The organism is Bacteroides sp. AM41-16 (assembly GCF_003603495.1).
GTDB lineage: Bacteria > Bacteroidota > Bacteroidia > Bacteroidales > Bacteroidaceae > Bacteroides > Bacteroides uniformis.
On record NZ_QTNE01000012.1, the window covers coordinates 52,163 to 66,569 of the forward strand.

Annotated in this window: 6 protein-coding genes; 5 read left to right on the forward strand and 1 reads right to left on the reverse strand. The window is 45.5% G+C overall.

Annotated features, from left to right (window positions below; all coding sequences use genetic code 11):
* Window positions 1–10 precede the first annotated feature (10 nt).
* Entirely contained in the window at window positions 11–1,960 is a 1,950-nt protein-coding gene (locus DW896_RS12040; protein WP_005824831.1) for a glycoside hydrolase family 97 protein, read from the reverse strand.
* 331 nt (window positions 1,961–2,291) lie between these two features.
* On the opposite strand from DW896_RS12040, the gene DW896_RS12045 reads away from it, so the two are divergent.
* The 5 genes from DW896_RS12045 to DW896_RS12065 all read left to right on the forward strand — a co-directional run bounded on the left by DW896_RS12045 (window position 2,292) and on the right by DW896_RS12065 (window position 14,392).
* Window positions 2,292–5,921 carry a glycoside hydrolase family 38 C-terminal domain-containing protein gene (locus tag DW896_RS12045; protein ID WP_119993284.1) on the forward strand — a complete coding sequence of 1,210 codons (3,630 nt, stop codon included), beginning with the start codon at window positions 2,292–2,294 and terminating at the stop codon, window positions 5,919–5,921.
* A gap of 147 nt (window positions 5,922–6,068) precedes the next feature.
* Window positions 6,069–8,135: a beta-L-arabinofuranosidase domain-containing protein gene (locus DW896_RS12050; protein WP_009037476.1), complete on the forward strand. Its 2,067-nt coding sequence runs from the start codon at window positions 6,069–6,071 to the stop codon at window positions 8,133–8,135.
* A gap of 225 nt (window positions 8,136–8,360) precedes the next feature.
* Window positions 8,361–9,590 carry a glycoside hydrolase family 76 protein gene (locus DW896_RS12055; protein WP_034529194.1) on the forward strand — a complete coding sequence of 410 codons (1,230 nt, stop codon included), beginning with the start codon at window positions 8,361–8,363 and terminating at the stop codon, window positions 9,588–9,590.
* A 19-nt stretch (window positions 9,591–9,609) separates the two neighbouring features.
* Window positions 9,610–11,073, forward strand: coding sequence for a glycoside hydrolase family 125 protein (locus DW896_RS12060; protein WP_005824841.1), 1,464 nt, complete (start codon window positions 9,610–9,612; stop codon window positions 11,071–11,073).
* Between the two features lie 142 nt (window positions 11,074–11,215).
* Window positions 11,216–14,392, forward strand: coding sequence for a TonB-dependent receptor (locus DW896_RS12065; protein WP_005824843.1), 3,177 nt, complete (start codon window positions 11,216–11,218; stop codon window positions 14,390–14,392).
* Window positions 14,393–14,407 lie beyond the last annotated feature (15 nt).

The following is a 14,407-nucleotide window of genomic DNA, read 5'->3' on the forward strand; positions in this document are numbered from 1 at the left end:
ATGGATATGATTAGCGAATGACCGCAGCGAATCCACCGTTGCGTGCCAAACGGACTGTGATATGGTTGCCTTTCTTCAAGGATTGTTCTTGCTTGCGATAGTCCATGGCTTGGTGGTCAGCGTTGATGCCGTCTTCAAAAGAGGTCATGAGATAATTTTTTCCTTCTTGCAGGAAATCAAGGGAGATGTTAAAGACCCGTTCACGTTCGCGGTTGTTGGTCATGCCTCCTATATACCATTGTTCTCCTTTGCGTTTGGCCACGATGGCATATTCTCCTGCTTTGGCTTCGAGAGCGATGGTTTCGTCCCATGTTTGGGGTACTTGGGTGATGAAACGTGTACACTCGTCGTTGCGATAATAGAGGGTAGGATTGTCTGCCATCATCTGCAGGCCGGTTTCAAAAAGAACAAAGAGTGCCATCTGATAGGCACGTGTGCCGATGCTGGCAGAATTGGGACGTTCGGAATGGTAGACTTCAGGCTGCATGCTAAGCATGGCGCCGGGAGTATAGTCCATGGCTCCTACTGCGTTGCGTATGAAGGGGAAATAGACACTGTTGTCGGGACGGCATCCGCCCATTTGCTCCATACCTCTTACGCCTTCGTAGGAGAGTACGTTTGGGTATTTGTATTCTAATCCGGCAGGTTTGAAAGCACCGTGAAAGTCAACGAAGAGATGGTGTTTGGCGGCTTCATGTGCTACGCGTTCATAGAAGTTTACCATCCATTGGTCGCTACGATCCATGAAATCTATCTTTACGCCTTTCACACCCCACTTTTCGAAAGTTTCGAATAGGTCAAAGTGGTTTTCTACCGTAAGCCAAGTGAGCCATAACACAATGCCTACGTTTTTTTCTTTGCCGTAGCGGATGAGTTCGTGTATGTCTACCGAGGGATTGGGTTTATAGGGGTTGCGGGTGTTCATGGCCCAGCCTTCGTCCATTACTATATATTCTACGCCGTAGTGGGATGCGAAGTCGATGAAGTATTTGTAGGTGTCAAGGTTGCAACCTGCTTTGAAGTCCACGTCGGGGCCGTAGGGTGTGGCTCCGTTCCACCATTCCCAGCTGGCTAGTCCTGGTTTAATCCAAGAGGTGTTTTCTATGACATTCTTTTCAGCGAGGCGATAGGATAGAGTGTTTTCTATAAGTTTGCGGTCATCGTCGGTAATGACGAAGTAACGCCATGGATAACTGCGCTTGCCTGCGGTACGGGCTATGCAGTTGGCTTCTTTCAGAATCTTGAGACTGCGGTCACCGTCTTCTCCGAATTCAAGAGGCAGACGGGGGAAGACGGCGGTAATGCCGCCTTGTCCATCGTTTTTCAGAAACATGGCGGGATAGTCTGTCAGATTGGTTTCACTCATGAGGATTTTGTCACCTTTGGGTGTGCTGGCTAAAAGGGGAAGCAGAGCCATGCGATTGGAGTTTTTCCACTCGCTGCTTGTTTGGTGGCGATATTCTTCTTCATAGGAAGTCTTAAAGCCGTCAGGTTGCTGAAGATGTAGCAGGCAATCATCCACAAAGTTCAGGCGGAGGATTTCATTCATTATTTCTTGCTCGCCTTTCAGGTCAGTAAGGAAGCGGTAGGCGAATCCGTCATCAAAGGCACGGAACTCTACTGAATAGCCTCCTTTAAACTTCAGTAGCAATTGGTTGTAGCGGTTGGTTATAGTAGAGAATTTCAGGGGTACGATGGGAGTCAGTTCCTCGTTTACATTTTGGCGTACTACTTTGTTTAGTTTAGGATGGATGCCCAGCTGGTGGTTGGCAGTTTCCAGACCAATGACACAGTTGTCCATCAGTGTTTGATTTCCTTGGGTTACATCATATTGGATTTGATCGGTCAGCTCCACCGAGATGCGGATGTTTCCGCTGGGTGAGGCCAGTTGATGTACTTTCTGTCCGAAAGCGGTCAGTGAGAGGCAGAGAACTGCCGAGAGTAGGAATTGTTTTTTCATGTTCTTAGCTTTTGGATTTTTACAATATACAAAAGTAGTTTGTATTCTGTAGGAAATGTATGCTATTTATGACATAAATATATAAAATCATGCCACAGACGACTTTTTACATATCTATGTCGCGAATCTGTACAGTATGAGAGTGAAGGATGGGCTATTTTTGTTACCAACATTCCACATGTCAGAAAACTATTGTTGCCGGATGGAGGCTAAAGAGAGAAGGTGAAAGAGCGGTTTGCGGTTAGAGGAGGCAGCACATTTATAACAAAGAATGCGGTGGTTTATATCGAATTGACATTATCTTTTACGAAAAAACAATAATAACAAAACCATGAAAAAGAGACGAATACTGATGGGGAAGACCCATCTGATAGCGGGAGCCGTGATGTTGGCCGTTGCAGGAGGACAATTATCGGCTCAGACCGTTGCACCGAAGAAAGCAAAAGCGTACATGGTGGCAGATGCCCACTTGGACACGCAGTGGAACTGGGACATTCAGACTACTATTAAGGATTATGTTTGGAATACCTTGAATCAGAACCTTTTCCTTTTGAACCAGTACCCCGACTATATCTTTAATTTTGAAGGTGGAGTGAAATATGCTTGGATGAAGGAATATTATCCTCGTGAATACGAACTGATGAAGGCTTTTGTAAAGGCAGGTCGATGGCATGTGAGTGGGGCCAGTTGGGATGCTACCGACACTTTGGTGCCGTCTGTTGAATCGTTTATTCGCAACATTATGCTGGGGCAGGAGTTCTATCGTAAGGAGCTGGGGGTAGAAAGTACCGACATCTTCCTTCCCGATTGCTTCGGATTCGGTTGGACATTGCCTACTGTTGCTGCCCATTGTGGACTGATAGGTTTCTCTTCACAGAAGCTGGATTGGCGTAACAATCCTTTCTACGGTAAGAGCAAGCATCCCTTTACCATCGGACTGTGGAAAGGAGTGGATGGAGCGTCCGTCATGCTGGCTCACGGATATGATTACGGTCGTCGTTGGGATAATGAAGACCTTTCAGAAAATAGATATTTGATGGAACTCTCCAAATGCACTCCCCTGAATACCGTTTACCGCTACTATGGAACAGGTGATGTGGGCGGTTCACCTACCATCGCTTCTGTGGCTTCCGTGGAGAAAGGTATCAAGGGAGACGGTCCGTTGAAGATTATCAGTGCAGCCAGTGACCAGTTGTTCAAGGATTACCAGCCCTATGGCAGCCATCCCGAGCTCCCCGTATTTGACGGTGAATTGCTGATGGACGTTCATGGAACCGGCTGCTACACATCACAGGCTGCTATGAAACTCTATAATCGTCAAAATGAACTTTTGGGTGATGCCGCTGAACGTGCTTCTGTGGCTGCTGCCCTTTTGGGGGTTGCCGAATATCCTGGCAAGAGTCTGACGGAGTCTTGGCAGCGCTTCATATTCCACCAATTCCACGATGATTTGACTGGTACCAGCATTCCCCGTGCCTATGAATTTTCTTGGAACGATGAACTTCTCTCTCTGAAACAGTTCTCCTGTATCCTGACTCATTCTGTGGGAAGTGTGGCAGGCAAGCTTGATACTCGTGTCAAGGGGATTCCCGTAGTGCTCTATAACGCTTCGGGCTTCAAGGCTACAGATGTGGTGACCATCGAAGTGGAGGCTTCTCGTTTTCCCAAAAGTGTGGCTGTATATAACGAACAAGGCAAGTTGGTGGTTTCTCAGTTGGTTTCATATACTGATGGAAAGGTCCGCTTGTTAGTAGAAGCCACTGTACCCGCCAATGGATACGCAGTTTACGATGTCCGCCTCTCCGGCGAAGGAAAAGAGATGTCTGCTGTTGAAGCTGCAAGTGTTGAAAATTCGTTCTACAAACTGACATTGAATGAGAACGGTGACATTACTTCACTGTTCGACAAGAGAATCAACAAGGAATTGGTAAAGGCTGGTAAGGCTATTCGTTTAGCCCTCTTCACTGAAAACAAGTCATTCGAATGGCCGGCATGGGAGATATTGAAAGAGACTGTGGACGCTACTCCTATCTCCATCACCGAGGATGTGAAAGTGACTCTTTGCGAAAACGGTGCATTACGTAAGACTCTCTGCGTGGAGAAACGTCACGATGATTCTTTTTTCCGCCAGTACATCCATTTGTATGAAGGTGTATTGGCCCACCGCATTGACTTTACTAACGAAGTGGACTGGCAGTCTACCAACGCTCTGTTGAAGGCTGAGTTTCCCCTCAATTTGAATAATGAGGTGGCCACTTACGACTTGGGCGTAGGCAGCGTGCAGAGAGGAAACAACATCTTGACCGCTTACGAAGTATATGCTCAATATTGGGCAGATTTAACGGACGCTAACGGTTCTTATGGCGTTTCCATCATGAACGACAGCAAATATGGCTGGGACAAGCCTGATAACAACACCCTGCGTCTCACTTTGCTGCACACTCCGAAGACAAAAAAGAACTATGCTTATCAAGATCGTCAGGACTTCGGTCACCATACCTTTACTTACAGCTTGGTAGGTCATGTGGGCGCTTTGGACGTAGTTCAAACCCGCGAGAATGCTGAGTTGCTGAACCAGCGCATCAAGGCGTTCGTTGTTGGAAAGCATCGCGGCGAATTAGGTAAGAGCTATTCATTGGCTTTTTCCGATAACCGGAATGTACTTATTAAAGCCTTAAAGAAAGCCGAAAGTTCAGATGAATATGTGGTACGCGTGTATGAAGCCGCAGGCAAGCAGGCGCAGAAAGCCTCGATTGTCTTTGCCGACAACCTTGTGGCTGCTGTAGAAGCAGATGGTACGGAAAAGACCATCGGTAAGGCTACATTCAGTGGAAATCGCTTGGAAGTGTCAGTCAATCCAAACAGCATTAAGACCTACAAGGTACGTTTTGCTTCCAATAAAAAGGTGCAGACGGTGGCCGAACCATTGCCCCTTGTTTATGATAAGAAGTGCTTCAGTTGGAACGAGTTCAAGGCTGCTGCCAACTTTGAGTCTGGTTATTCTTATGCTGCTGAATTGATACCTGCCGAGATGAATGTGCATGGAGTGCCTTTCAAATTGGAGACACGTGAAGAGCTGAATGGTATGGCTTGCAAGGGCAATGTACTGAAACTGCCCGCCGACTGTACTTATAACAGACTCTATATCCTTGCTGCTGCCGCTTCTGATAAAGATGTGAAGGGGATATTCCGCGTAGGCAAGTATGTGCAGGAAGTCATTGTTCCTTCTTATACTGGCTTCATCGGTCAGTGGGGGCACACCGGACATACGGAAGGTTATCTGAAAGATGCTGAAGTTGCCTATGTGGGTACGCACCGCCATTCCGGTGAAGGCGATCAGCCGTATGAGTTCACTTACATGTTTAAGTTCGCAATAGACCTGCCAGAAAAGGCTACTGAGGTGGTATTGCCCGATAATAAGGATATTGTTATTTTTGCCGCCACTTTGACTGATGTTGCTGCTACTTCTGTTTGTCCCGCTTCCGAACTGTTCCGTACGGCAAACAAGTGCAATCGCTATCAGACGGAAAGCTCCACAGAGAGAGTGAACATTCTGAAGCAGGACATGGTAATGGGCTATTCAAGCTATGTGAACGAGAAAGAGAAGCCGGCTTTCATGGTAGATGGCGACGAAAACACAAAGTGGTGTGCTATTGCTGAAATGCCCCACTACGTAGACTTTGATTTGGGCGGTGAAAGAAGCATTAATGGCTGGAAGTTACTGAACGCTGCCGGCGAAAACCATTCCTACGTCACTTCCTCCTGCTTTCTGCAAGGTAAGAGCGACAAGAATGGTGAATGGCGCACACTGGACTATGTTTCTGGTAATGGTAAGAATGTACTGAATCGCACGCTAAATAAGTCTGAAAGTGTTCGCTACCTGCGTCTTTTAGTGACACAGCCCATGCAATCGGCTTCTGGTAAAGATGTGCGCATTTATGAAATGGAAGTATACGAATAAACAGTTATTATATTCCCATTTTTCAGATCCTTGTGTCTGTCACCACAGACACAAGGATCTGATGATTCTCAGGTGTAAGTGCTTAATGTGAGTAAGTTAACAACTCTATTGAAGTAAATTTATTGGAAATAACAAATACCTTGAAAAATGAAAATTAAAATATTTGCTGTTGTATGTTTATTAGCTGCTAATCTCTTTACAATATCTGCTCAAAAGTGGTTTACGCCTGAGGCGGAGAAACAAGTGGATGCTCTTTTGAGCCAGGTAGTAGAAGGAAACTACAAGAATAATCGCTATCCTCTACTCCGTAAGCCCTTAATGGAACTTCCTTTAGGCAGTATCAAACCTAAAGGCTGGTTGCACGAAATGCTGGTTCGTCAGAAAAATGGCGCCAGTGGTCAGATGGATGTTCTTTACCCTTCGGTTATGGGCAAACGCAATGGTTGGTTAGGTGGTGATGGAGACCAGTGGGAACGCGGTCCATACTGGATAGACGGTCTACTTCCTTTGGCGTATATACTGGATGATGATGTCTTGAAAGCCAAAGTGCAACCTTGGATAGAATGGGCTTTGCAGAGCCAGCGTGAGGACGGATTCTTCGGTCCTGAAAAAGATTATCCGGGAGAGCCTGGACTGCAACGTGATAACTCGCAAGACTGGTGGCCGCGTATGGTCGTGCTGAAAATCCTACAGCAGTATTATTCGGCAACGAACGATAAGAGAGTCGTCGCTTTTATGACAAAATATTTCCGTTATCAACTGAATACCTTGCCGCAAAAACCTTTAGGACACTGGAGCAGTTGGGCAGAATTCCGTGCTTGTGACAATTTGCAAGCTGTATATTGGCTTTATAATCTTACGGGGGAGGATTTTTTGCTTGAATTGGGGCATTTGCTGCACCGGCAGAGTTTCAGTTTCATAGATATGGTAGATAGGGGAGACTTGCGCAGACCCTGCACTATACACTGTGTTAATTTGGCACAAGGCATCAAAGAACCGATTATTTATTATCTGCAAGATACCGACCGGAAATATATTGATGCTGTCAAGGAAGGCTTTCGAGATATTCGCCGGTTCCACGGACAGCCGCAAGGCATGTATGGAGGCGATGAGGCTTTGCATGGAAACAATCCTACACAAGGCTCGGAGTTGTGTTCGGCCGTAGAGTTGATGTACTCGCTGGAAAAAATGGTGGAGATTACAGGAGACATAGACTTTGCCGACCATTTGGAACGCATTGCTTTTAATGCTTTACCAGCCCAAATATCCGATGACTTTATGACTAAGCAATATTTCCAGCAACCGAATCAGGTGATGGTAACACGCCATCGTCGCAACTTCGACCAGGATCATGAAGGGACAGACCTTGCTTTTGGCACTCTGACCGGATACCCATGTTGTTTTTCGAATATGCACCAAGGTTGGCCAAAATTTACACAGCACCTATGGTATGCCACACCTGATAACGGCATTGCAGCCATTGTCTATTCTCCGTCGGAAGTAACAGCCAATGTGGGTGATAATGTACCGGTGGTTATCAGTGAAGATACTTACTATCCGATGGATCATCAGATAACTTTTACCATTAAAGAGGTGAGGAATAAGGTGAAACAAGTGAAATTTCCATTTCACCTGCGTGTTCCGAAGTGGTGCAAGCAAGCTGAAATACGGGTAAATGGAAAGATGGAGCAAACTGTCAAAGGTGGGAAAATAGCTATCGTAGACCGTATATGGAAGCGGAATGATAAGATTGAACTGTATCTGCCCATGGAGGTCTTTACTAGCACTTGGTATGAAAACGCAGTATCTATTGAAAGAGGTCCGTTGGTATATGCCCTGAAAATGGAAGAAAATTGGGAAAAGAAAGAGTTTAAGGATAGTTGGTATGGTTCTTATTATTATCAGGTGACTTCTTCGGATCCATGGAACTACGGATTGGTGGATTTTGACCGTAACAGAATGAACGAGGTGGCCCAAGTAAGTATCAATAGCCAAAAACAGCAATTGGACTTTCCTTGGAATCAGGAAAATGCACCGGTTGAAATAAAGATGAAGGCTCGTCTTATCCCTACTTGGACAGTATATAATGAAATGGCAGGGCCCCAGCCTTTCTCTTTCTGTGGCAGTGCCGAAGGAGGAGAGCAAGAAATCACGCTGATACCCTACGGTTGTACAACCCTGCGTATTTCAGAATTTCCAGTTGTTGGGAAATGATGTTTCCGAAGTATGGGGGAAACGGTGTGTCTGTTTTGTGACAAACTTGTTTTAGAATTCTGCCATGTCCGGAATGTGGACGGTTATGTCACGGATTTATAGTTGGCTTTTAACCTTACTGTCTATTTTTGCAATCGTTTTTAATAGGGTTTATATATTATATAAAAGAAGACTCCTGCAACGGAGTGAAAAACAAGTCGAACAATTTAATGCCGTAGAAAAAAGATGAAAAATTCCAAGAAAGCACTCCTCTGCCTATTGGCATGCGCCTTGGCAGTAACCGGATGCAAGACACAGAAAGAACCGGCTGTGGCAGACAACGCAATGCTGGTCAGATCTACACAAACACTTGATTCCTTATATGCTCACTATTCCGCACCGGGCACTTGTCTGTTGCGTGAGAATTATCCTTCGGACGTGGAAGGCTATACCGCTACTTATCTGGCTTCCGAGGAACAGAAGAACCGTCCCAATCTTTACTCTTATTTGTGGCCTTATTCCGGTACCTTCTCCGCAGTGAATGCGTTGATGGAGGCCACTAAAGATAACAAGAAAGATTTCGGGAACTATCAGAAGTTGCTTGATGAGAAAGTGCTTCCGGGACTTGCTGAATATTTCGATACTCGTCGTATGCCCAAAGCGTATGCTTCTTACATCAAGGACGCTCCGTTGTCCGACCGCTTTTACGATGACAACGTGTGGCTCGGCATTGACTTCACAGACGTCTATCTGATGACTAGCCAAGAGAACTATCTGCAGAGCGCCAAGCTTATCTGGAAGTTTATAGAAAGCGGTATGGACGATTGTTTGGGAGGAGGTATCTATTGGTGCGAACAGAAGAAGGAATCAAAGAACACTTGTTCCAACGCCCCTGGTTCCGTCTTTGCCCTGAAACTTTTCAAGGCTACGCAAGACAGCTCCTATTTTGAGAAAGGGAAGAGTTTGTACGAGTGGACTAAAGCAACATTGCAGGACACAACAGACTGCCTTTACTTCGACAACATGCGTTTGGACGGTGAGATAGGACGTGCCAAATTTGCCTATAACAGCGGTCAGATGATGCAGTCGGCTGCTTTGCTCTATCAGCTTACCGGTAATGGGCAGTATCTGAAGGATGCGCAAGCGATTGCTGCTGCTTGTCATAATTATTTCTTCATGGAATTCACCCCCGGACAGGGAGAACCGTTTCATATGCTGAAGAAGGGTGATGTGTGGTTCACCGCCGTTATGTTGCGTGGTTTTATGGAACTCTATCAGGTGGACGGTAACAAGGTTTATCTTGATTCCTTTGCCCGCAGTCTGGACTATGCTTGGACGCATGCCCGTGAAGAGAACGGCCTTTTCAATACTGATTTCACCGGCAAGAGCCGCGACAATCGTAAATGGCTGCTGACACAAGCCGCCATGGTAGAGATGTACGCGCGTTTGGCCGTGTTCGCTAATCAGTCTTTATAATTAAAACGAATCAGACCAAATGAAAAAGAGAAACATTACCTTGTGCGCTGTTGCCATGCTCTGTATGCAAGGCTATGCTAAGGCAGACACTTTTATCCTGAAAGGTGACAACACTTGTGTGGAGAACTATGCTCAGATGACTGCTGCTTACAAGAGCAATCGTCCAAAAATGAAGAAACGCCTTTTCACCTCAAAAGCGGTGGAAGCTGAGATTGTTCGCGTGAAGAAACTGCTTACCAATCCTAAGTTGGCGTGGATGTTTGAGAATTGCTTTCCTAATACGCTTGACACTACTGTACACTTTCGCATGCTGGACGGTAAACCCGATACTTTTGTTTATACCGGTGACATCCATGCTATGTGGCTGCGTGACTCCGGTGCGCAGGTGTGGCCATATGTGCAGTTAGCCAACAATGATGCGCAATTGAAAGAGATGCTCGAAGGTGTCATTCGCCGTCAGTTCCTTTGCATCAACATTGATCCGTACGCCAATGCTTTCAACGACGGACCTACGGGTGGCAACTGGATGACTGACTTGACAGATATGAAGCCCGAACTGCACGAGCGCAAATGGGAGATAGACTCTCTTTGTTACCCGCTTCGTCTGGCTTACCAGTATTGGAAAGTAACTGGTGACAGCAGTATCTTCGACGGTGAATGGATGAAGGCAATTACTGCTATCCTGAAGACTTTCAAGGAACAGCAGCGTAAGGACGGTGTAGGCCCTTACCGTTTCCAACGTAAGACGGAACGTGCTCTGGATACGCTGAATAACGACGGCTTGGGTGCTCCGGTCAAACCGGTGGGACTGATTGTTTCCGCTTTCCGCCCATCGGACGATGCCACTACGCTTCAGTACCTGGTCCCTTCCAACTTTTTCGCTGTCTCTTCTCTGAGAAAGGCTGCTGAAATTCTGACGGAAGTAAACAAGGAAACATCCTTGGCCAAAGAATGCACCGATTTGGCAGCCGAAGTGGAGGCAGCCCTGAAGAAATATGCCACTTACAATCATCCTGAGTTTGGGACAATCTATGCATTTGAAGTAGATGGATTCGGCAATCATCTGTTAATGGACGATGCCAATGTACCCAGCCTTCTTGCTATGCCTTATTTGGGTGATGTGGACGTAAACGATCCTATCTATCAGAATACACGCCGCTTTGTGTGGAGTGGCAGCAACCCTTACTTTTTTAAAGGTAAAGCCGGTGAAGGTATCGGAGGTCCGCACATTGGTTATGATATGGTATGGCCTATGAGTATCATGATGAAGGCATTCACCAGCCAGAATGATGAGGAGATAAAGATTTGTATCAAAATGCTGATGGATACGGATGCCGGTACGGGATTCATGCACGAGTCTTTCCACAAGGATGACCCCACTAACTTTACCCGTGCATGGTTTGCTTGGCAGAATACGCTGTTTGGAGAATTGATTTTGAAATTAGTGAACGAGGGTAAAGTGGATTTGCTGAACAGCTTGTAAAAACAGGAATTATTTAAAATCAATAAAGTGCGCTGGAAGGAGGATTAGGATACAAATTGCATGAATTGGTTGTTCGTTGGTATTATTTGTGTTCTTTTCCTTTTTTTATCGTGATTTATTATAATGTTTAATCTTAAAGAATATGAAAAAGAATCGAGTGTACACAGTAAATTCATTGCTGGCTCGGATAGGTGGGAACTATAAGTTCTGGCTTATTGCCTTGCCTGCTGTGACTATGCTGGCGCAGGCTCCTGCGGTTTATGCACATGCGGAGACTATTACTGTGGTGCAGCAAAACAATGCCACGGTGAGAGGTTCCGTTAAGGATGCCACAGGTGAAAGCCTGATTGGAGTGAGTGTTACTGTTAAGGGTAAAGAAGGTGTGGGTACCATTACAGATGTGGATGGAAACTATTCCATTGTTTGTAGTGCCCAAGATGTTCTCGTCTTTTCCTATGTGGGATATGCCACTCAGGAAATTGCTGTGAAAAATCAAAAACAATTGAATGTTGTCTTAAAGGAGGATACCAAGGTGCTGGATGAAGTTATTGTCATCGGTTATGGTACTACTACCCGCAAGAGTGCCGTAGGTGCTGTAGACCAGGTAAAGGCTTCCATGATCGAAGACCGTCCCGTGGCTAACATGACAGATGCTTTGCAAGGGGCTGCGCCCAACGTGGTTATCCAGCAGCGCAGTAGCAATCCTAATGATCGTAAGACTAACTTTAATATTCGTGGTATCAGCACTGTGAATGACAATAGTCCGCTTTTTGTCATAGACGGATTGGTAGCTGATGGTGGTAGTTTCGATAAATTGAATCCCAATGATATTGAGAACATTTCCATCTTGAAAGATGCCGGTACAGCTGCTATTTATGGTTCACGTTCTTCCAATGGTGTAGTTTTGGTTACTACTAAGAAAGGTAAGAAGAACCAGCGTGCGACAGTTCGGTTAAGTGGTATGATGGGATGGCAGAATCCGGATATCTTGTTTTCTCCGGTGAAAGGCTATCAGAACGCTACTTTGCGCAATTTAGCTGCCACCAATGCTGGAGAGGCTCCTTTGTATACACCCGATCAAATCCGTGACCTGGCTGCCCATCAAAATGAAGAAAGCTGGTTTTTTGATCAGATAGTCCGCACAGCCTTACAGCAGAATTACAATCTAAGCGTATCTGGAGGTAGTGATAAAACTACTTACATGGTGTCCATGGGTTATTATGACCAGGAAAGTAATTATGTGGGCAACAGTGATTTTGGCGTGCAGCGTTATAATTTTCGTACCAATGTTAGCACGGAAGTGGGACGTTTGAAACTGAATGCTATTTTGGCTTATACACGTAATAATAGTGTAAGTACCACCGGTGGGAGTTTGGAAGTGGATGCCGCCCGTGTACCTACTTATTATTATTACAAAATGAAATCGGAAGATGGAAGATATTTGTTAAATGATGTATTGACTGAATTTAACCCATTGGGAGCATTGGAAGCTGGTGGCCGTAACAAGTATCGTAACAATTATCTGAACGCTAATGTCAATGCTGAATTCCGGCTTATTGACGGATTGAAGTTGCGTGGAGTGTTGGGTGCGGATGTGATAAACGACATGCGTTCTACCCGCAATTTGGGCGTATCCTATTACTTGAATGAAGAGGCTACCGAACCACGTCCAGTGAAAGATACTGACTATCGGACCAGTAACTGGAATCATACGGCTTACCTTATTAATAGCCAACTTTTGTTGGATTACAACAAGACATTCGGTAAACACAATGTCAGCGGGCTTTTTGGAGTAACCAATGAATCGTTTACTTCGTCTAGCAATGAGATTGAGAAGAAGGGGGTAGATCCCGACTTGGGTATCGGTACAGACATTACCAATAGTACTGTGGGAAACATCACAGGAAAAACATTTGTAGATGAATCCAACCGTACCAGTCTGACTTCTCTGTTGGGACGTGTGGGGTATTCTTACGCTGACAGATATTATACAGAATTCAGCTTCCGTTATGACGCTTCTTCCAAGTTTCATAAAGACTACCGATGGGGTTTCTTCCCTTCTGTTTCATTAGGCTGGCGTTTGAGCGAGGAGAACTTTATGCAGGCTTACAAGGAACGTGTGGGTGACTTGAAACTGCGTACTTCTTTTGGTATCTTGGGTAACCAGTCTATTGGTACTTATGACCGTTTTACTGTTTACGAACTGTACAACAACTCTTACGCATACAACAACCAGACAGTATCGGGCGCAGGTTTTAAGTTAGGTAAGGATAATTTGACTTGGGAAAAGACCAAAACCTTCAACGTGGGTGTAGACGCTTCGTTCTTCAATAACGCTTTGAATGTGACGTTCGACTATTTCTACAAGCGTACGAGCGACATTTTAATGAAGCCCCTTGTGCCTTCGGTATTCGGTACGGATATGGCGATGGACAACATTGGTGAGATGCAGAATCAAGGTTGGGACCTCTCTATCAACTATCGTTTGAAAACGGGAGCTGCAAATCATAACTTCAACTTCAATCTTGGTGACTCTTGGAATGAAGTGCTGAAGTACCCTGGTCACGAAAGAATCTCACAAATAGAGGAGTTGAGCCGTATCACCCGTGAAGGATGTCCGTTGGAGTCTTACTACGGTTACAAGATGGACGGCTTTTTCCAAAGCTACGAGGAGATTGAGGCATCGGCTATTCCTGTAGGTGGAAAGGTACAGCCGGGTGACGTGAAGTTTGTAGACCGTAACGAAGATGGTGTCATCGACTCGAAGGATAAGTTTATCTTGGGTAATGCCTTCCCTCGTCTTACTTTCGGTTTCAACTACAATGTAGAATGGAAAGGATTCGATTTCGGTATGTTCTGGCAGGGTGTGGGCAAGCGTGACATGATGCTTCGTGGTGAATTGATTGAACCGTTCCACGCCAATTACTCTTATAATATCTATAAGCATCAACTGGATTTCTGGACTCCTACCAACACCGATGCACGTTGGCCGAGACTTACTGCTCCGGGTTCTACTTCCAACAGAAACAACTACGGAAACGGACAAGGTTCCGACCTATTCTTGATGGATGGAAAATACCTGCGTCTGAAGAACTTGCAGATTGGTTACACATTCCCCAAAACATGGAGCCGCAAGGTGGGCATGGAAAAGGCACGTATCTATGTCAACGGACAAAACTTGCTGACTTTCAGTAATAACTCGTTTATTGACCCTGAATCTTCTGAGTTCGACTCTAAGATGGGTAATAGTGGCGCCAATTCTGGTAGAAACTACCCGACGCTCCGTTACTATGGTTTCGGTATAGACATTGAATTCTAAAAACAACAGATAACT

What these genes read in the sequence shown, in the direction of transcription:
- DW896_RS12040 (WP_005824831.1), bottom strand. Translation starts at nt 1,960, where the DNA reads ATGAAAAAACAATTCCTACTCTCGGCAGTTCTCTGCCTCTCACTGACC.
- DW896_RS12045 (WP_119993284.1), top strand. Translation starts at nt 2,292, where the DNA reads ATGAAAAAGAGACGAATACTGATGGGGAAGACCCATCTGATAGCGGGA.
- DW896_RS12050 (WP_009037476.1), top strand. Translation starts at nt 6,069, where the DNA reads ATGAAAATTAAAATATTTGCTGTTGTATGTTTATTAGCTGCTAATCTC.
- DW896_RS12055 (WP_034529194.1), top strand. Translation starts at nt 8,361, where the DNA reads ATGAAAAATTCCAAGAAAGCACTCCTCTGCCTATTGGCATGCGCCTTG.
- DW896_RS12060 (WP_005824841.1), top strand. Translation starts at nt 9,610, where the DNA reads ATGAAAAAGAGAAACATTACCTTGTGCGCTGTTGCCATGCTCTGTATG.
- DW896_RS12065 (WP_005824843.1), top strand. Translation starts at nt 11,216, where the DNA reads ATGAAAAAGAATCGAGTGTACACAGTAAATTCATTGCTGGCTCGGATA.